Source organism: uncultured Thiothrix sp., assembly GCF_937876535.1.
Classification (GTDB): Bacteria; Pseudomonadota; Gammaproteobacteria; order Thiotrichales; family Thiotrichaceae; genus Thiolinea.
The window spans coordinates 1-19448 of record NZ_CALFHZ010000014.1 but is presented as its reverse complement, the minus strand read 5'-3'; the positions used below and the strand labels follow the sequence as shown (position 1 = coordinate 19448).

Sequence of the window (19448 nt, the reverse complement as noted above, 5' to 3'; positions counted from 1 at the left end):
GCGCTGATTGAATAGGAGTCGTATTTTTGGAAGCTTTTTTAATTTCAACGGGGATTGTCGCACTTGCAGAAATGGGCGACAAAACCCAGCTTTTATCTTTAGTTTTAGCAGCTAAATTTCGTAAACCTTTACCGATTATCCTCGGTATTCTAGTTGCTACTTTGCTTAACCATGCACTGGCTGGTGCTGTCGGTACTTGGTTGACCTCAGTCTTAGGCCCCAATGCTTTACGTTGGATTTTAGGTCTTGGTTTTTTAGCAATGGCCGTATGGATGCTGATTCCAGATAAGTTGGACGAAGAGGATGCAAACGTCAAAGCTTCGCGTTTTGGGGTGTTTGCGACTACTTTGATTGCGTTCTTTTTTGCCGAAATGGGCGATAAAACACAAGTAGCTACCGTGGCTTTAGCTGCGCAATATCAAGCCTTGGTTGCAGTAGTGGCAGGTACGACGTTAGGGATGATGCTGGCGAATGTGCCTGCGGTTTTTATCGGTGATAAGTTAGCACATAAACTACCCCTCAAGCTGATTCATGCGGTTGCAGCAGGGATTTTCGCGATCTTAGGGGTACTCGCTTTAGTGGGAGTCGGGATGTGAAGCCTGCTTTCGTCTTGCGGCGCAATAATTTTCGCGATAATAGCTTATTGTTGGATTTATTCACTCAAGATGAAGGGCGCATCAGTGTGGTCGCCCGCTATTCTAAAAAGCAGGCGGCGCGTATCAAAGGTATGTTAGAGCCGTTTCGTTTATTGGATGCGAGTTGGGTTGGACGTGGCGAGGTTTTCACTCTCACGCAAACCGAAGAAAAAGGTCGCTATCGTTTGCAACAAGGCGCTTTAGTGCAAGGGCTTTATCTAAACGAACTTTTCTTACGCGCTTTTCAAACCCACGAGCCAGTTCCTGAACTATTTCAAGGTTATCGAGAAGTACTTTATACCCTGCAAGCGGGTGAAAATCTTCAGGCTGTAATGCGTTTAGAGCTAGGATTATTAGAGGCTTGTGGTTATAGCCTTAATCTTTGGCAAGAAGATCAAGCAGGTTTTGAACTGCGTGCAGAATTAGGCTATCGGTTCCGCCCTGAATTTGGTCTAGTCATTGCCGATACCGTATTAGCAGAGCCAAACGATACATTGATTTCAGGTGGTTTATTATTGGCTCTGCGTACTCCGGAACATATGCCACTCGCCGCTTGGCGTGAGCTGCGATTCGTCTTAGATCGCTTATGGCGTGTCTTACTTAAAGGCAAAACCTTATATGCTCGCCAGCTACTTGGTGAGTTAAGCTAATGCGTGTCATTGGAATTGGTACGGATATTGTCGAAATTATACGCATTGAGCATTTGCTTGAGCGCCAAGCTGAGCGTTTTAGTGAACGTATTTTACATCCTCAAGAGTTAGTGAAGTTTAAAGAAAGTAGCCAGAAAGCTGCGTGGTTAGCCAAACGTTTTGCGACTAAAGAAGCAGTGGCAAAAGCCTTAGGCACGGGGATTGGCAAAGATGCGAGCTTTTTTGAAATCGAAACCAGCCACACCGATTTAGGTCAGCCGCAGATTCATTTACACGGTACAGCTTTAGCAATGGCAGAGCGCTTAGGTGTAAAAGAAATCCAAGTTTCGCTCGCGGATGAGCGTGAGTATGCGGTTGCTTTCGTGATTTTAATAGGATAACAAGAATGCATTACCCAACGATTGAAGACTTTATCGGCAAAACCCCGCTCGTGCGTTTGCAACGTTTACCTGGCAATACTACCAACAGCATTTTGGCTAAATTAGAGGGTAATAATCCGGCTGGCTCAGTCAAAGATCGCCCTGCTTTAAACATGATTCGTCAAGCTGAATTGCGGGGTGAAATTCAACCAGGTGATACTTTAATTGAAGCCACTAGTGGTAATACCGGCATTGCCCTTGCGATGGTAGCAGCGATTAAGGGCTATAAAATGATCTTGATTATGCCCGATAGTTTAAGTATGGAGCGGCGTGCCTCCATGAAAGCTTATGGCGCAGAATTGCTATTAGTGAGTAAAGAACAAGGTGGGATGGAGGGCGCACGCGATCTCGCTTTACAATTAGAGCGTGAGGGCAAAGGCAAAGTCCTAAATCAATTTGCAAATCCTGACAATCCAGCTGCACATATCCTCAGTACCGGCCCAGAAATTTGGCAGGATACCCAAGGCCAGATTACTCATTTTGTGAGTGCAATGGGGACAACTGGGACGATCATGGGTACTAGCGCTTATTTAAAAGCGCAAAATCCTAAGATTCAAATTGTTGGGGTGCGTCCTGCCACGCAACAAGATGCGATACCGGGAATCCGGCGTTGGTCACCCGAGTACTTACCTGGCATCTTTGAAGCTCAACGGGTTGATCTGGAAATAGATGTGACTCAAAGTGAAGCTGAAACTATGATGCGACACTTAGCTACGGAAGAGGGAATTTTCTGCGGTGTGTCTTCCGGTGGAGCAATGGCTGCAGCTTTACGTTTATCCCAAGTGCTAGAGAATGCTACTATTGTCACAATTATCTGTGATCGGGGAGATCGGTATATCTCGACGGGGGTGTTTCCGGCTTAAGCTTGAAGCTAGAAACATTGTTCGCTTGTTTACACTTTTGGGTGGCCTGCTAGATTGGCGTATCCCTCGATAAAACTAGGAAATCACCAAGCTTTAGCAGATTTCAACAATTGCTGAGCTTCAGCCTGCAATTTGCCACGTGAAAATAATAGCTTCCACCGATCACCACCTGCTTGCCGCCACAACAAAGCAGCTCGAATCCCTGCAAACAACAAAACACGAATTTTGGCAGCATTGTCTGGGTTAGACAGATGTTGTTGTTCGCCTTTAATGATAATGCGTGGCCCTATCTTACTAATCGTTTGCGTATACAGCTCTGCTAAACGTGCGATCATATTAGGGTGGGTAAGGGAGAAAAATTCTAATTGCTGTTGAGCGGATTCAATGCCTTGTAATACAGTACGAAAGGTAGTCTGGTCATTGCTTAATTTCTTTTCAAGATAAAGTAAGTTGACTGCATAGCGTGTGGCTTCAAGATTTTTGGGCTTACCTTCAGGAGTGAGCCGTCCTGCACCTAATTGATACAATAAAACTTCTAAACCTGTCTTTAAACCGACGACTCCACCATACAAATCTTGGATTTCATCGGAGCTTTCCATCAATAAGCTATTAACCGCTTGGGTCAGCAACTCATTATTCACTTGGCCTGACGTGGCGATTTGATTGACACCCTCAACATTTTGAAACAAAGCAGCGAGAGCGAAAGTTCGATTTCTATTATTGGCTTGCACAGTTCTTATCTGGAGTTTGCTATGAAAAAGGATAGATATAATTAAATCTGGAAAAGATCAAGTAGACCTAGGCACAATGCGTTTGCATATCGTCAATTATTCCACCCCCTAGACAAGTATCATTATGATAAAAGACGATTGATTGCCCTGGAGTGATTGCACGCTGTGTTTGCTTAAAACAGACTTTAGCAACGCCCTGTGAGCTAAGTTCAACGAAACATTCTTGTACAGGCTGCCGATGCCGGATTCTAGCCGTACACTCAAAGCTTTGAGCTGGTGCAGAGCAGGCTACCCAATGTAGTTGGGAGGCTACTAAAAAGGATTTCAGCAAAAAGTCATTTTGATTACCTTGGGCAACAACTAATTCGTTCTTCTCTAAGTTTTTCGCAATCACAAACCAAGGCGCTTCAGGGGTATCTTTACGCCCACCAATGCCTAAACCTTGACGTTGTCCCAAGGTGTAATACATCAAGCCATGATGCTCACCTAAAACAGTCCCTTCAATACTAACAATCGCGCCCGGCTGAGCCGGAAGGAAGCGTTGGAGAAAATCACGAAATTTCCGCTCGCCAATAAAGCAAATACCAGTGCTATCTTTCTTACGGGCAGTACTGAAACCTTGTTGTTCAGCAAGTTTCCTTACTTGAGTTTTAGGCAGATGTCCAATCGGAAATAAACTGTGCTTGAGCTGTTCTTGTTGCAGAGTATACAAAAAATAAGTTTGATCCTTATTATCGTCCACTCCTTTGAGCATTTGCCTTGAGCCATCCTCTAAATGGTGAATGCGCGCATAATGCCCAGTGGCGATGAAATCTGCGCCCATACTTAAAGCAAAATCGAGGAAGGCTTTAAACTTGATTTCTTTATTGCACATAATATCGGGATTGGGGGTACGCCCCGCTTGGTATTCATTTAAAAAATAAGTAAATACATAATCCCAATACTCACTAGCGAAATTGACGGTATGCAGGCGAATACCCAGTTGATCGGCAACGGATTGTGCATCGGCTAAGTCTACTGTGGCTGAGCAGTATTCAGCGGTATCGTCTTCTTCCCAGTTTTTCATAAACAAGCCTTCTACTTGATAGCCTTGTTCTAAAAGCAATAAAGCTGCAACTGAGGAGTCAACGCCCCCTGATAAGCCAACAATAACGCGCGGTTTCATCGAGTGAAGACTAAACTTTCTAAAGGCAAACGTTGACCACTGTTATAGAGATTGATTGCTTGGAAGACTAAATCACTACGTGGACTTAAACGTGGATGTGACTGAATTTCTGTAGGGTTGAGCCAATGAGTTGCAATAATATCAGGGTCAATCTGATAGCCAGGCACTTTCTCCAATAAATCCCCCGTAAAGGTGAAACGTAAATAGACCCGTTCCGGATCATCAGAGTTCAGCATTAAAATGCCTAGTAGTGCGGTTGGTTCAAAACGGTAGCCCGTTTCTTCTAGCGTTTCGCGCTTGACAGCCTCAATTAAGCTTTCGCCATGCTCAAGATGCCCAGCTGGTTGGTTAATGACTTGTACGCCATTAATGACCTCTTCAACCAGTAAAAATCGCCCTGCTTGCTCAATAACACTCGCGACAACTACCCGTGGCTTCCAGACCATCGCTTTAGGTTCCTAATCTTTTGAATAGGCTTATTCTAGCTGCTTTGAGTCGCTTAGGCACAGAGAAATGCTGCACCTTCACGCAGAGATTGTTCTATAATGTCCGCGCGCTTGAGAAATCAAATAAATTCAGGAGAACTTTAAGCCAATGTATAAACACGTTAAGGTGCCAACTAGCGGTCAGAAAATTACTACTAATCCCGACTTTTCGCTCAATGTTCCCGACAAGCCGATCATTCCTTTCGTTGAAGGGGATGGTATTGGGATGGATATTACCCCTGTCATGATCAAGGTCATCGATACGGCGGTTGAGCGCGCTTATGGTGGCAAGCGTCAAATTCAATGGATGGAAATTTACGCAGGCGAAAAAGCCAATACCGTCTATGGTGAAGACGTTTGGTTGCCTGAGGAAACTGTCCGTGCGGTTAAAGATTTTGTGGTGTCTATTAAAGGGCCTTTGACGACTCCAGTCGGTGGCGGTATTCGCTCCCTGAATGTGAAATTGCGCCAAGATTTAGATCTGTATATTTGCTTACGCCCGGTTCGCTATTATGAAGGTACGCCTAGCCCGGTACGTGAGCCACAAAAAACTAATATGGTGATCTTCCGTGAAAACGCTGAAGACATTTATGCGGGCATTGAATGGAGTGCCGATTCGGCTGAAGCAAAAAAAGTTATCAATTTCTTAATTAAAGAAATGGGTGTAACGAAAATTCGCTTCCCAGAAACTTCAGGGATTGGGGTGAAGCCCGTTTCTTCTGAAGGGACTAAGCGTTTAGTCCGTAAAGCAATTCAATACACTATCGATAATGATTTGCCCTCTATGACGATTGTGCATAAAGGTAATATCATGAAATTTACCGAGGGTGGCTTTAAAACTTGGGGCTATGAGCTGGCTAAACAAGAGTTTGGTGCAGTAGAGATTAAAGGTGGCCCTTGGTGTTCCTTTAAAAATCCCAAAACCGGCAAAGAAATCATCATTAAAGATGTGATTGCAGATAACTTCTTACAGCAGATTCTACTCCGCCCAGAAGATTATTCGGTAGTTGCGACCCTAAACTTAAATGGTGACTATATTTCTGATGCTTTAGCAGCCCAAGTGGGTGGTATTGGTATTGCGCCTGGTGCAAATATGTCGGATACCATCGCCATGTTTGAAGCGACTCATGGCACGGCACCTACTTTTGCTGGCCAAGATAAAGTGAACCCAAGCTCCATTATTCTGTCTGCAGAAATGATGCTCCGCCATATGGGGTGGGTTGAAGCTGCAGATTTAGTGGTAAAAGGGGTTGAGGGTGCGATTGCTTCAGGGCGGGTTACCTTTGACTTTGCGCGTTTAATTGATACTGCGGAAGAGATTAGTTGCTCAGAATTTGGTGATAATATCATCGAACATATGTAAGTTTTTCTCTAGAACAGTGCTTGCCTTAAGCACTGTTCGTTTCCTAGCAGCTGTAAGCCTTATTAGTTAATGCGCTATTTACCCCTCTCCACTTTACTTTCTCAGTTTCATCCCAATAATGAATAAATACCCAAGTCCAAGTCAGGAATAATGACAAGGGCTGATGGATTCAGTTAACTAGTTAAGTTAGCCATGCACTAACTTAAGTTGGAGTTGTATTTTTAATGGCAGGCAAAGATAAACAAGACTCTGGTGATCATGATTCTGGTGTAGCGGTACAGGACAGCCGTCCGAAGGTGAAGGAACCGGCACGTTTTAAAGTTATACTTTTAAACGATGACTTCACACCGATGGATTTTGTAATAGACGTGTTGCAGATTTTTTTCCGATTAGATCATGAAACCGCAACTCGCGTGATGTTACATGTTCATACCCGGGGCAAGGGAGTGTGTGGAGTGTATACACGTGATATCGCCGAGACTAAGGTCGCACAGGTGAATCGTTATGCACGTGAAAATCAGCATCCGCTACTCTGTACGATGGAAGAGGCATAAGGGACGAAAATTATGTTAAGCGCTGAAGTGGAAGAATCAATCAACACGCTATTCCGCAATGCTCGGGAGCGCCACCACGAATTTGTCACGGTTGAGCACTTATTATTAGCCATGTTGGATAACCCAAGTGCCTCGATTGCACTGCGTGCTTGTGGGGTCGATATTTCCAGTTTAAAACGAGAGCTGGAAACCTTTATTGATGATAATACGCCGGTACTCCCTGCAAGTGATCAACGCGATGTACAACCGACTTTAGGTTTTCAGCGAGTCATTCATCGGGCGGTCTATAGTGCACAATCTTCACGCAAGGGTGAAGTCACAGGTGACGCTATTTTAGTCGCCATTTTTGGTGAGCCTGAATCGCACGCAGTATTTTTCTTGTCGCAACGTGATGTGGCGCGACTGGATATTGTGAATTTCCTATCTCACGGGATTCGCAAAGATGAGCATATCAGTGGTCGGCATGATAATGATGAGGGCAGCAATATGGATTCCTCAGGGAATAATGGCGAGCAACAAGATACCGAATTAAGCGATGGCAAACAAAAGCCTTTAGATCAATTTGCCAGCAACCTCAATCAGTTAGCGTTAGAGGGGCGTATTGACCCTTTAATCGGCCGTGACAATGAAATTGAAAGGACTGTTCAAGTCTTGTGTCGTCGACGCAAAAATAATCCGCTGTTAGTGGGTGAAGCAGGGGTTGGTAAAACAGCCATCGCTGAAGGCTTGGCTAAACGGATTGTTGATGGTGAAGTTCCTGAGATTTTAGCAGATGCCGTGATCTATTCCTTAGATATGGGATCGCTATTAGCTGGCACTAAATATCGCGGTGATTTTGAAAAACGCTTAAAAGCAGTGATTCAGCAAATTAAAGACGAGCCGAATGCAGTGCTGTTCATTGATGAGATCCACACGATTATTGGTGCAGGTGCAACCTCAGGCGGGACGATGGATGCCTCAAATCTAATTAAGCCCGTGCTGTCATCAGGCGAACTGAAGTGTATTGGTTCAACAACTTTCCAAGAATACCATAGTGTTTTTGAGAAAGACCGTGCTCTGGCACGTCGTTTCCAAAAGATTGATGTGAATGAGCCTAGTGTGGAGGAAACCTATGAAATTCTCAAAGGTTTGCGTTCACGCTTTGAAGATCATCATCAGGTGAAGTACACCATGTCAGCGCTGAAAGCAGCCGCTGAATTAGCGGCACGCTATATCAATGACCGACACTTACCCGATAAAGCGATTGACGTGATCGATGAGGCTGGGGCAAATCGTCGCTTGAAACCTTCAGCTACTCGCAAGAAAACTATTTCAGTGGGTGATATTGAAGAAATCGTTGCGAAAATCGCGCGTATTCCACCGAAAACAGTCTCTAATTCAGATATGGATATGCTGAAGAATTTAGAGCGTGATCTCAAAATGGTCATCTTTGGTCAAGATGCTGCAATCGAGCAGCTCACCTCAGCAATCAAAATGGCGCGCTCGGGTTTACGTGATGATACTAAGCCTATTGGTTCCTTCCTATTTGCAGGTCCCACTGGGGTGGGTAAAACCGAAGTTACTAAGCAATTAGCCCTACGTATGGGTGTCGAGATGCTGCGTTTCGATATGTCTGAATACATGGAGCGGCATACTGTTTCGCGTTTGATTGGTGCCCCTCCAGGCTATGTCGGCTATGACGAAGGTGGTTTGCTCACAGATGCTGTGAATAAACACCCTCATGCAGTCTTGTTACTGGATGAAATCGAGAAAGCCCATCCGGACGTGTTCAACTTGTTATTGCAAGTAATGGATCATGGCACTTTGACAGATACCAATGGGCGTAAAATTGATTTTCGGAATGTGATTTTGGTCATGACCAGTAATGCAGGCGCGGAAGATATTAGCCGTAAATCCTTAGGCTTCACTAAACAAAATCATACAAGTGATTCGATGGAAGCGGTAAAACGCATCTTTACACCCGAATTCCGCAATCGTTTAGATGGGATTATCCAGTTCAATGCCTTGACTGATACAGTAATTCGCTCAGTGGTTGATAAGTTTGTGATTAAGCTTGAAGTGCAGTTACAACAAAAAGGTGTCAGCCTCATCGTCGATGAAGCGGCTCGCGATTGGTTAGCAAAGAAAGGCTATGACCCACTCATGGGTGCGCGCCCCATGGAACGGGTGATTCAAGAGCATATCAAGCGCCCACTAGCGGATGCTTTATTGTTCGGCGAATTGGCAAACGGTGGACGGGTTGAGGTATCGGTTGAGAATGATACCTTAGCTTTGAACTACGAAGGTGCTGAAGCAGCCGCTATCTAAACCGTATAGGGCTGGGAGTCTTAACTCCTAGCCTTATCTGCTACGATAACTAATCCGGCCTTTGGTTAAATCATAAGGCGTTAACTGTACGGTGACACGGTCACCCGTCAAAATACGGATATAGTTTTTACGCATCCGACCAGAGATATGAGCCATTACAATATGTTCATTATCTAACTTCACACGGAAAGTAGTATTCGGTAAAGTGTCAATTACCGTTCCTTCCATTTCAATATAATCTTCTCTCGCCATAATTCCTTTGCTACAGGGTTAATCTGCAAAAATTTCAATGAAGCGCGTATTATCCTGCCATTCTGCCAGATGACAAGTTCTTTTTGTCAAGCTGCGTGATTTGCTTAGCAAATTCTATTAGCATAGGCGCCAATTTATGCATTGGACAACAATTTCTGTTTTTAATTCTGGAGTCAGTCATGGCAATAGCAGGGCTATTCCCTGGGCAAGGGTCTCAGTCATTAGGCATGCTTGCTGAATTAGCGGCCTCTTTTCCCATTGTTAAGCAAACCTTTGAACAAGCATCTACTGTTTTAGGGCGTGATTTATGGCAATTAGCTCAAGAGGGTGATGAGAGCGCTTTAAATAGTACTGAAACCACTCAGCCCTTAATGCTTGCTGCAGGTGTTGCTGTCTGGCGTGTTTGGCAAACTCAAGGTGGATGCTTACCAGTAGCTGTAGCTGGTCACAGCTTAGGTGAGTACTCTGCTTTAGTAGCCGCTGAGGTTTTAGATTTTACTGAAGCGGTAGCCCTAGTTTCTAAGCGCGCCCAATTAATGCAAGCCGCTGTTCCAGAAGGTACGGGTGCCATGGCGGCCATTCTAGGTTTAACCGATGAGCAAGTAATGACTGCTTGTGAGCAAGCCGCTCAAGGTGAAATTGTGGAGGCAGTCAATTTTAATTCACCAGAACAAGTGGTGATTGCAGGTAATGCTGCAGCGATTGAGCGTGCAATTGAAATAGCTAATCAATTGGGTGCTAAGAAAACGGTTAAATTAGCTGTCAGTGTGCCTTCGCATTGTAGTTTAATGAAGCCAGCTGCCGCTCAATTAGAGCAGTCTTTAAGTCAAACTAATTTCGGTGCAGGTCAATTAACAGTTCTCCAAAATGTCGATGGCTTAGCGCGTGAAGACGCTGCTGGAATTCGTAGTGCTTTAGCAGAGCAACTGTATCTTCCAGTACGTTGGGTAACTACGATTCGTAATTTGCAGGTTCAACAGGGCGCTAAAGTGATGCTTGAGTTTGGACCAGGTAAAGTACTAACTGGTTTAAATCGACGTATTGAACGGCGTATGGATGCGATTTGTATTAATGATAATCCAAGTCTTGAAGCTGCTTTAAAGTTTTGTCAGGGGGCATAAGTGTCAGATTTATTTAGTTTAAAGGGCGAAGTAGTTCTAGTCACAGGCGCTAGTCGTGGGATTGGGCGTGCGATTGCAGAAACTTTAGGTCAGCAGGGTGCGACGGTCATTGGTACGGCTACTAGTGATAAAGGCGCACAAGCTATTACGGACTATCTAGCTGCAGTGGGTATTCAGGGCGCAGGTAAGGTTTTGGATGTAAGTAATAGCGACTCGATAGATACTCTCCTGACGGCTTTAAGCAAAGAGTATGGCGGCATTAGTATTCTGGTCAATAATGCAGGTATTACCCGCGATAATTTGTTGATGCGCATGAAGGATGAAGAGTGGGATACGATTATTAATACCAATCTCACTTCTATTTTCCGCATGAGTAAAGCTTGCATTCGGCAGATGATGAAGGCTAAAAAGGGACGGATTATTTCTATTTCTTCAGTGGTTGGCGCAAGTGGTAATCCAGGGCAAACGAATTATGCGGCGGCTAAAGCAGGCTTGGTTGGTTTTTCTAAATCCCTAGCGCGTGAAGTAGGCTCAAGAAATATCACTGTGAACGTAGTCGCGCCCGGCTTTATTGACACCGATATGACCCGTGAGTTATCAGAAGATCAACGTGCAGCGATTTTCCAAAATATTCCCTTAGCACGCTTGGGGCAACCTGAGGAAATTGCAGGGGCTGTATTGTATTTAGCGTCTCCGATGGGGGCGTATGTAACGGGTGAGACCATTCATGTGAATGGTGGAATGTATATGGCATAGGCATTTCTGCCTTTGCATAACTGGCAAGCATCGAATGTTTTCAATACAATAAGCCTTCGATGCCAAGCATTTTAATCTAGAGGAACTAAAAACATGAGTATTGAAGCTCGCGTCAAAGCTATCGTGGTCGAGCAGTTGGGAGTAGACGAGTCTGAAGTGACCAATGCATCTTCTTTTATTGAAGATCTAGGTGCGGATTCATTGGATACCGTTGAGCTGGTGATGGCACTGGAAGAAGAGTTCGGTACAGAAATCCCTGATGAAGAAGCTGAAAAAATCACTACTGTGCAAGCAGCCATTGATTATATTAATGCCAACCTGACTTCAGCTTAATCCACTCAGTGTAAGGATTAGCTACCTAAAACACGTAACCCTGCCTAGTGAGGGTTACGGTTTCCGGTCAGAAGTATCTCTATTTCATGAAGGTATATAAGTTTGTCTAAAAGGCGTGTAGTAGTAACTGGTCTAGGTATTGTCTCTCCTGTAGGTTCTACCCTAGAAAGTGCATGGGGCAATATTAAGGCGGGTAAAAGCGGTATCAATACCATCAGTCCTGAACTATTCGATGCTAGCGAGTTTAGTGTGCGAATTGCAGGGAATGTCAAAGGTTTTAATGTTGATGATTATATTAAACCTAAAGACCAAAAGAAGATGGATACCTTTATCCACTATGGCATTGGTGCTGGCGTCGATGCAATTCGTGACTCAGGGCTAGAAGTCACAGAAGCGAATGCTGAGCGCATTGGTGTCTTGATGGGCTCTGGAATTGGTGGTTTGCAAACGATTGAGCGCAACTATAACGCTTTTCTAAATGGGGGCGCGCGGAAAATCTCTCCGTTCTTTGTTCCCGCTAGTATTATTAATATGGTAGCTGGCAATCTCTCGATCATGTATGGCTTAAAAGGACCCAATATGTCGATTGTTTCTGCTTGCGCAACCGCGACCCATAGTATTGGTGACGCAGCCCGGATGATTGTATACGGTGATGCAGATGTCATGGTGGCTGGCGGTGCTGAAATGGGTTCTACGCCTTTAGGTATTGGCGGCTTTGCTGCTGCACGTGCTTTATCCACTCGTAATGATGATCCTGAAGCTGCAAGTCGTCCTTGGGATGTTGATCGTGATGGTTTCGTACTAGGTGATGGTGCGGGTGTCTTAGTCTTAGAAGAATATGAACATGCCAAAGCCCGTGGTGCGAGAATTTATTGTGAATTAGTCGGTTATGGTATGAGCAGTGATGCTTATCACATGACTTCGCCTTCCGAAGGTGGTGAGGGTGCTGCACGTTGTATGCGCAATGCCATGCGTGATGCTGGTTTAAATCCTGATCAAATCGACTATATCAACGCACATGGAACTTCTACACCGGCGGGTGATAAGGCTGAGACCTTCGCGGTTAAACTAGCGTTAGGCGATCATGCGTATAAAACAGCAGTCAGCTCTACTAAATCCATGACTGGTCATCTATTGGGGGCGGCCGGTGGCATTGAGGCTGTATTTAGTGCTATGGCTCTTTATGAGCAAGTACTCCCTCCAACCATCAACTTACAGCAACAAGATCCAGAATGTGATCTCGATTACGTGCCTAATGTTGCGCGTGAAACAGTTGTTAATATAGCTATGAGCAACTCTTTTGGCTTTGGTGGTACTAACGGCACCTTGATCTTTAAGAAGATTTAAACGCTTTGAATTAAGAAGTAAGCTGAGTTTAGCTTACTTCTCTGCATTAAAATAACTAATATTCATAAGCTTTTTCTTGGCAATTCATAGGCTTTGTTCTATGTTAATTCTGCCCAATCCTTTCGAGAGTTGTTCATGCGGTTTCTTTTAAAGCTCGTTCTATTCTTAGTCGTTCTGGTGGGAATAGTAGCTGGCCTTGCTTATCAGCAGTACCAAGCATTTATTCAACAGCCTATCCAGCTTCCTAGTAATCAGCCTACAAGCTTTGAGGTCAAAGCGGGTACGAATATTCGTCAAGTCGCCCAGCAATTGCTTGCTGCGGAGATTTTGCCTAAAACCAGTGTAATTCCTGCGGAGTACTTATTTTTAGCGCAAGCACGGTTTACTGAACAAGCATCCAAGTTAAAAGCAGGGGAATATGCCTTAGAGCCCAACATGACTACTGGAGATCTTCTGGCACGTTTAGCTTCAGGTAAAACTTTGCAATATCAATTAGGCATTATTGAAGGGCATACATTCAAAGAGTTAGTTAAAGCAGTACAAACTCATCCTAATATCAAACAAACACTGAGTGCTGAAGACTATAAGAATTTAATGCCCAAGCTTGGGGGCGCTAGTGGTGAATCCGCTGAGGGTTGGTTTTATCCAGATACTTACAATTTTCCACGTGGGTCGACGGATGTAGACGTGCTTAAGCGTAGTTATCAAGTCATGTATGACTACTTAATGAAAGCCTGGGAGCAACGTGAACCACATCCTTTGATTAAAACCCCTTACCAAGCGCTCATTTTGGCATCCTTAGTTGAAAAAGAAACAGGCATGCCTGATGAGCGTCCTATGATTGCGCGTGTGTTCTTGACGCGTTTAGAAAGAAATATGTTGCTACAAACTGATCCAGCGGTTATCTATGGGATGGGCGATGCGTATGATGGCAATATTCGTAAAAAAGATCTAGAAACCGATACCCCTTGGAATACTTACACCCGTACTGGTTTACCCCCCACACCAATAGCGACCCCTAGTAAAGCGGCTATTGATGCCGTGATGCATCCGGCTAAGACTAATTATTTATATTTTGTGGCGACTGGTACGGGTGATGGGCGGCATTTCTTTTCTGAAACTTATGAAGCGCACCGTAAAGCAGTGAACCAATATTTAGCGAATGACAAAAAACGCCAACAAGGAACTGCTAGCCAATGAGCCAACGAGGTCTGTTTATTACTCTAGAAGGGGGCGAAGGAGCTGGTAAAACCACCAGCCGCACTTATATCAGCGAGTTTTTAAAGCAGCGTGGGATTACCGTTTTAGAAACTCGTGAGCCGGGCGGAACTGAGGTAAGTGAGGCCATTCGCCACGTTTTACTGGATAGCGCTCTACCCGCTATGCACGCTGACACTGAGTTACTTTTAATGTTTGCAGCCCGTAATGAGCACTTGCAGAAGAAGATCCTGCCCGCTTTAGCCGTAGGACATTGGGTCATTTGCGACCGTTTTACCGATGCAACTTATGCCTACCAAGGCTATGGACGCGGTTTAGACCATGCACGGATTGCTGTTTTAGAAACTTGGGCACAAGGTGATTTGCGCCCTGACTATACCTTATTGTTCGATATTGATGTACAAACTGGCATGCAGCGTGTAAGGGCGCGATCTGAGCAGTTAGCGCTTAACACTGATCGCTTTGAGCAAGAGAAAAGTGAGTTCTTCGACCGTATCCGTACAGGCTATTTAGAGCGTGCTAAGTTTTATCCTGATCAATATAGAATTATTGAAGCAGCTAAACCTGTACTTGAAGTACAACAGCAGTTGAAGCATGTTTTAGACGCTATTTTAGTGAAGGCTTCCATTAAATGATGCCACTTAGCGCCGCTAGCTATCCTTGGCATCAAGTTATGTGGCAACAAATCCATCTAGCACGACAACAGCAACATTTACCCCATGCTCTGCTATTTACAGGCTCGACAGGCTGTGGGCATGAGCAAATGGTCTATGCTTTGGCTCAAAGTTTGTTATGCCTAGACACCAGTGAACAAGGCTACGCTTGTGGCAGTTGTCGAAGCTGTAAGGTATTTGCCTCACATTCACACCCCGATTTTATGCTGTTAGCACTAGCAGAAGATAAGCAAGCGATCACGGTAGAGCAGGTCCGTGGTTTAGAGCGTTTTTTAGAACTGAGCCGTAGTTATAGTCCAAATCGGGTTGCTCTGATTTTAAATGCAGAGGCGATGAACACGAACGCTGCCAATAGCTTATTAAAGTCTTTGGAGGAGCCTGCGGATAATTCCTATATTTTACTGTTCACAGATAAAATAGCAGCGTTAATGCCAACGATTCGTAGTCGTTGCCAGCAATTGCGTTTACCTCTGCCGACACAAGCAGAGTCTTTAGCGTGGTTCGAGAAGCAGAACCTTACACAGGCCGTGGAACTACTAACCTTAACCGGTGGTCGCCCCTTAGTAGCTCTTGCAGAAGATGCTAGTGAGCGTTTACAACAGAAAATCTTATTTTTAAATCAACTTAAATCAGTTTTAACAGGGCATTTAAGCATCACTGAAGTCGCTAGCCAATGGGAAAAGCATGATCGTCAAGAATTATTAGACTGGCAATTATTGTGGGTGAAAGGCCTAATTACACATGAAGTAGGGGGTACAGATACAGGTGATGTAGCGAGTGTGTTAAGAGACTTGGTAAAATCACAAGGCATTTGGTTGCTTTATGAGCGTTTACTTGAGTTAAAGGCCTTGGCCGCTCATCCACTGAATGGGCGCTTATTTGTGGAAAATATGCTAAGTTTGTGGCTATAGCTGCCGAACCTCGATTAAATTATTAAACATAACAATGGAACCAATTAAAATTTCTTTTAGTTTAAATGATCGTACCGCTCTGCATAATCACTATTTACCTATGCTCAAAGGAGGGGGGTTATTTGTGCCAACTCGAGAAACTCTAAATTTTGGGGATAGGGTACAAGTACAGGTCGAGTTACTCAGTGAAAAGCAAAAAGCCTCCGTACCTGGGCGCGTAGTTTGGATTACGCCTAGTGGGGCGGTACGGAGCTTGCCCCAAGGCGTAGGCATTCAAATTATTGGTGAGCATCAATCCCGCATTCAACAGTATTTTGAGGGTTTATTAGGTGAAAGTTTGTTACAAGCTCCACCCAAAGCCTGCTATTAGCTATTCTGTAAATAAAAAATAAACATAATTAGTCACATTTTGGTCAAATATTTTTCTAATAAATGAAAAAAAAATTTTAGTTTGCGCTAAAATGAATATAAGCTGAATGTCTATTTATCGATCTAACTATTAGCATTCGTTTAAATTCATATTGCAAGGAGGCCGTATGTTCATTCGAGGCAAACTTTTACGCTACATAGCAGCAGCATGGATTTCTGTACTTGTGTTTAACCCAGCACAAGCCCAAGAGCTGCGTTTAAACTTAGTAGCGACTTTTGATGATCAACCTGCTATGAAAGATGTTTCTTGGACTGTTTATCGTACAGATACTGATACTAAAGTGACTTCAGCTAAGTATCACTCAACCCATGTGACTTTACCCGCAGGCGATTATCGGGTGGTTGCGACGCTAACAGAAAATGATAAGACTATTACCCGCACGCGGAGTTTTCAATTACGCACCTCAGATAGCCGTATTATTGTACCGATGGATTAAAAATCAAACACTCTACAAGTGAAGCTGGTAATAATAGTGTCTGTATTGATTGTATACTTTTTAACTCTAAATTTTGGAACCCCTACTGTCTATAATAAGCGATGGCGGTAGGTTGTTCCCTAGAGCACTGTAAAGACGTATTTAGTAAAAAAATTGTCTGAATAATGTTCAATAAAGGGTTATTAGGTATTTCTGCCAGAAATAAACCCTAGAAGGTTTGCCTAAAATGAGTTGCTGCTACTGACCCTCAAAGCGATATTTGAAGCGCCAGTATTTTGAGCCGTTGGAATGTACCAGTAAAAACAAACCACTGCTATCAGCAAGCTTATAGGGTTTATCTTTAAGTTTGGCATTCTTAATAGCAGTATCGGAAAGTGACATGGGGGTACAAAATTACAGAAAGCTATTTATACCCCCCAATATACCCCCAAACTCTCTTGGCTGCTATCGTTCTGAGTGGTATTCATCGAACCTAGCAGAAACAAAAAAGCCCGCTAGAATGCGGGCTTTCTGTGTCTTCGGTCTTAGTTGACCTATGTAATGGCGGAGAGCGAGGGATTCGGAAAAAATACATAACCTGTTGATTTTATAGCGATTGTTTCCATTGCCTTGATATGGATACAAACAATAATACAAACATTTTCCAAGTTACCTATCAATTTTGCACAATTCCCTAGCTTTGCCTTGGTTCCTGTATTCCATCCGTTTGTAGAGCTGTTGTACTGGCCGTTCTGTTCGATTCCTCAATAGTAGTTCATTAGTAACTAGGATTTATTAACTATTTTTCTGATTGATTAGCTGATTTTGAGCGATTGCAAAGATTGTTAACGGTAAAAAGAGGGCTTCAAAAAAAATAAACTTTCTCAACTGCGGGAACTAGGTAATAAAGGTAATATGACTTTTTTTGTGCAGTGTATTGCTTTAAAAATCAATAAGATAGCATAGCTAAAAATATTACCTTTTTAGGGTAATAACAGGGTAATAAGACGGTAATTAGGGGTAATTTAAGAGGGTAATATTATTACCCTAATATTACCTTTTTTATTACCCTATATGTATATGATTTATATAGGAAAAAAGACCATATTACCTTTATTACCTAGTTCCCACGCTATAGGCTTGTATTTTCTTTTTGCAAGAATCAATGACTTACAAGCGTTTTTCAGACTCTCAAAATTCTCTTGACAAGCCAAACCTAAGAAATAGAACTTTTTGCTTAATTCTTATACTGATTAAATAATTGATTTATATATGAAAAATCAAAATATTACCTTTATTACCCTGTTCCCATGCTTTAGAAGAAATTATCTTTACCGTTAGCTATCTTTTGGGGTGGAAGGCATAAAAAAACCGGAGCAATGTCCGGTTTATGAGTGTGCCAACGAATTAAGACAACTAGGCGGCCATAGACTGCCCTGTTGCGCCCGCGCTTTGCTTGATGAACACAAAGCATTTCACCGTTTTAGCTTTGATTTTGGATAAAGTTGGGTAATTCGCTTCCAGTAGCTTGTAGCGTTTACTTTGTTTGAGTTCACGCCTTAACTGGGTCAAATCAAGTGGTCTTAGTTTGTACTCAGCAAGTTGCTGTGCAAAATCCAAGAGACTGACCGCTATTCGTGCCTCGTTATTGGAATGATTCACACGGCAGCCCAATTCATCCTCTAAGTAGTGGTACATATCCCAAAACTCAGCAACTAAGGGTGTATCACCATCAAGACATTGGTGACGCTCAGCACAGCATTGAATTAGATAAGCATCTAGGGCTGCTAAATCGGAAGTGAGTAGGCCGCCTAAAATCCCTGTTTCCTGCAAGGTGTGTGCTACAGCCATGATTTGCGCGTGATTGTGGCGTAAGCGTTGGTTAAGTAAGCCACCTTCATTTTCCAAGCGCTCTAAACAAGTTTGGTAGTGAGTTTGATAGCTAGCTAATAAGAGTTTTTCCTGAGTAATACATGCGGTCATAAATCCATTAATTTGTGCCATATCCAAGCGCTGTAAGCGTCGGGCTGCATGATAGCCTTGAGTGCTAAAATGAGATTTATCCCAGTAAATTTGCACAATACGCTCCATCACTGCGGGTTCTGAGTCAATTGGAGTATTTTGCGCGAGAATAAGCGCCCCTCTGAACGGAGGTTCCTCGGTTTCAATGCCATTATTTTTTGGTGATCTTCCACGCATCCCACGCCCATTGTACAAAGGCTTTATTTCGTTTAGGTCAAAAGTACGGCGCTGATGACCTGATTCGGATTTGCTAGGGTCGCCTTCAATCGCCACTAAAGGCATGTTTGCCAACTGTGCTAAAGACCGATAACGTGTCGGATGGCTAGCTTTAGCAAGGTCTATACCCTCATAGCCGTCACGCCCTGTAAGTTTCCATAAAAAGGTCAAAATACTGGTTTTACCAGCTCCCGGTTGTCCACATAGCTCTAAAAATGGGTAGGAGTCTTGATCTTTACGGATTTGCTGAACTAAGAATGAGCCTGCCCAATAAGCCAAAATAGCCAAGCCTTTCGCACCGTAGGCGGTTTTATAGTCGTCTAGCCATAGTTCAGGTCGGTGGGCTTCACTGGGGTCGCCAATGATCACCGAATCTTGGCGGAAAGTGGTTTTCACTTTGCGACCATCCTGCAAATCAAAAAAATCATCTTCATTCACCCGATATAAACGCCCATTGAAGACCGCATGTTTAGGGAACAACCAGCCGTTTAATTCACTGCTATAGCCTAAAAAGTTGATGGTACTGACTTCGGGCATGGTTTCACCTTCTGGAAACCAGTAGGTTTTCTGGTGTTGTTCCA

Annotated in this window: 22 protein-coding genes; 16 read left to right on the top strand and 6 right to left on the bottom strand. The window is 43.7% G+C overall.

Features of this window, described 5'->3' with window-relative positions:
• Window positions 1–26 precede the first annotated feature (26 nt).
• The 4 genes from Q0230_RS07930 to cysM are packed head-to-tail and all read left to right on the top strand — an operon-like array spanning window position 27 to window position 2567.
• Window positions 27–596, top strand: coding sequence for a TMEM165/GDT1 family protein (locus tag Q0230_RS07930; protein ID WP_298609365.1), 570 nt, complete (start codon window positions 27–29; stop codon window positions 594–596).
• Window positions 593–1285, top strand: a complete 693-nt coding sequence (gene recO, locus Q0230_RS07925; protein ID WP_298609364.1) for a DNA repair protein RecO — start codon at window positions 593–595, stop codon at window positions 1283–1285. The genes Q0230_RS07930 and recO overlap by 4 nt, the downstream gene beginning before the upstream one ends.
• Window positions 1285–1665: a holo-ACP synthase gene (acpS, locus tag Q0230_RS07920; protein WP_298609362.1), complete on the top strand. Its 381-nt coding sequence runs from the start codon at window positions 1285–1287 to the stop codon at window positions 1663–1665. The genes recO and acpS overlap by 1 nt, the downstream gene beginning before the upstream one ends.
• 5 nt (window positions 1666–1670) lie before the next feature.
• Window positions 1671–2567 carry a cysteine synthase CysM gene (cysM, locus tag Q0230_RS07915; RefSeq protein ID WP_298609361.1) on the top strand — a complete coding sequence of 299 codons (897 nt, stop codon included), beginning with the start codon at window positions 1671–1673 and terminating at the stop codon, window positions 2565–2567.
• Window positions 2568–2650: 83 nt separating this feature from the next.
• Here cysM and hflD read toward each other — a convergent pair whose 3' ends face one another.
• From hflD to Q0230_RS07900, 3 genes are all read right to left on the bottom strand, one after another.
• Window positions 2651–3298: a high frequency lysogenization protein HflD gene (gene hflD, locus Q0230_RS07910; protein ID WP_298609360.1), complete on the bottom strand. Its 648-nt coding sequence runs from the start codon at window positions 3296–3298 to the stop codon at window positions 2651–2653.
• Between the two features lie 67 nt (window positions 3299–3365).
• Window positions 3366–4463 carry a tRNA 2-thiouridine(34) synthase MnmA gene (mnmA, locus tag Q0230_RS07905; protein WP_298609359.1) on the bottom strand — a complete coding sequence of 366 codons (1098 nt, stop codon included), beginning with the start codon at window positions 4461–4463 and terminating at the stop codon, window positions 3366–3368.
• Window positions 4460–4909, bottom strand: coding sequence for an NUDIX hydrolase (locus tag Q0230_RS07900; protein ID WP_298609358.1), 450 nt, complete (start codon window positions 4907–4909; stop codon window positions 4460–4462). The genes mnmA and Q0230_RS07900 overlap by 4 nt, the downstream gene beginning before the upstream one ends.
• Window positions 4910–5057: 148 nt before the next feature.
• Between Q0230_RS07900 and icd the strand changes: the two genes are divergently transcribed.
• The 3 genes from icd (at window position 5058) to clpA (ending at window position 9172) form a co-directional block, all read left to right on the top strand.
• Entirely contained in the window at window positions 5058–6311 is a 1254-nt protein-coding gene (gene icd, locus Q0230_RS07895; protein ID WP_298609357.1) for an NADP-dependent isocitrate dehydrogenase, read from the top strand.
• A gap of 224 nt (window positions 6312–6535) precedes the next feature.
• Window positions 6536–6865, top strand: coding sequence for an ATP-dependent Clp protease adapter ClpS (gene clpS, locus Q0230_RS07890; protein ID WP_298609356.1), 330 nt, complete (start codon window positions 6536–6538; stop codon window positions 6863–6865).
• A 12-nt stretch (window positions 6866–6877) separates the two neighbouring features.
• Complete coding sequence (clpA, locus tag Q0230_RS07885) at window positions 6878–9172, top strand: ATP-dependent Clp protease ATP-binding subunit ClpA (protein WP_298609355.1); 2295 nt, start codon at window positions 6878–6880, stop codon at window positions 9170–9172.
• A 33-nt stretch (window positions 9173–9205) separates the two neighbouring features.
• Here the strand turns inward: clpA and infA are convergent, their stop codons facing one another.
• Window positions 9206–9424 carry a translation initiation factor IF-1 gene (gene infA, locus Q0230_RS07880; RefSeq protein WP_298609354.1) on the bottom strand — a complete coding sequence of 73 codons (219 nt, stop codon included), beginning with the start codon at window positions 9422–9424 and terminating at the stop codon, window positions 9206–9208.
• Window positions 9425–9603: 179 nt separating this feature from the next.
• On the opposite strand from infA, the gene fabD reads away from it, so the two are divergent.
• The 9 genes from fabD to Q0230_RS07835 all read left to right on the top strand — a co-directional run bounded on the left by fabD (window position 9604) and on the right by Q0230_RS07835 (window position 16650).
• Window positions 9604–10545: an ACP S-malonyltransferase gene (gene fabD, locus Q0230_RS07875; RefSeq protein WP_298609353.1), complete on the top strand. Its 942-nt coding sequence runs from the start codon at window positions 9604–9606 to the stop codon at window positions 10543–10545.
• Complete coding sequence (gene fabG / locus Q0230_RS07870; protein ID WP_298609351.1) at window positions 10546–11301, top strand: 3-oxoacyl-ACP reductase FabG; 756 nt, start codon at window positions 10546–10548, stop codon at window positions 11299–11301.
• A 93-nt stretch (window positions 11302–11394) separates the two neighbouring features.
• Complete coding sequence (gene acpP, locus Q0230_RS07865) at window positions 11395–11634, top strand: acyl carrier protein (protein WP_298609349.1); 240 nt, start codon at window positions 11395–11397, stop codon at window positions 11632–11634.
• A gap of 102 nt (window positions 11635–11736) precedes the next feature.
• On the top strand, window positions 11737–12981 hold the full coding sequence (fabF, locus tag Q0230_RS07860) for a beta-ketoacyl-ACP synthase II (RefSeq protein WP_298609348.1): 1245 nt from the start codon (window positions 11737–11739) through the stop codon (window positions 12979–12981).
• A 135-nt stretch (window positions 12982–13116) separates the two neighbouring features.
• Window positions 13117–14181 carry an endolytic transglycosylase MltG gene (gene mltG / locus Q0230_RS07855; RefSeq protein ID WP_298609347.1) on the top strand — a complete coding sequence of 355 codons (1065 nt, stop codon included), beginning with the start codon at window positions 13117–13119 and terminating at the stop codon, window positions 14179–14181.
• On the top strand, window positions 14178–14834 hold the full coding sequence (tmk, locus tag Q0230_RS07850) for a dTMP kinase (protein ID WP_298609346.1): 657 nt from the start codon (window positions 14178–14180) through the stop codon (window positions 14832–14834). Before mltG ends, tmk begins: the two co-directional genes overlap by 4 nt.
• Window positions 14831–15784: a DNA polymerase III subunit delta' gene (holB, locus tag Q0230_RS07845; RefSeq protein ID WP_298609345.1), complete on the top strand. Its 954-nt coding sequence runs from the start codon at window positions 14831–14833 to the stop codon at window positions 15782–15784. Before tmk ends, holB begins: the two co-directional genes overlap by 4 nt.
• Before the next feature lie 34 nt (window positions 15785–15818).
• Window positions 15819–16154, top strand: coding sequence for a PilZ domain-containing protein (locus Q0230_RS07840; RefSeq protein ID WP_298609344.1), 336 nt, complete (start codon window positions 15819–15821; stop codon window positions 16152–16154).
• Between the two features lie 166 nt (window positions 16155–16320).
• Window positions 16321–16650 (top strand): hypothetical protein, encoded by a 330-nt coding sequence (locus Q0230_RS07835; RefSeq protein WP_298609343.1) that lies wholly within the window; start codon window positions 16321–16323, stop codon window positions 16648–16650.
• Between the two features lie 237 nt (window positions 16651–16887).
• Here the strand turns inward: Q0230_RS07835 and Q0230_RS07830 are convergent, their stop codons facing one another.
• Together Q0230_RS07830 and Q0230_RS07825 are read right to left on the bottom strand one after the other, a co-directional pair.
• Window positions 16888–17031 carry an Arm DNA-binding domain-containing protein gene (locus Q0230_RS07830; protein WP_298609342.1) on the bottom strand — a complete coding sequence of 48 codons (144 nt, stop codon included), beginning with the start codon at window positions 17029–17031 and terminating at the stop codon, window positions 16888–16890.
• Window positions 17032–18045: 1014 nt separating this feature from the next.
• The coding region (locus tag Q0230_RS07825; RefSeq protein WP_298609340.1) for a hypothetical protein at window positions 18046–19448 on the bottom strand (1403 nt) is incomplete at its 5' end.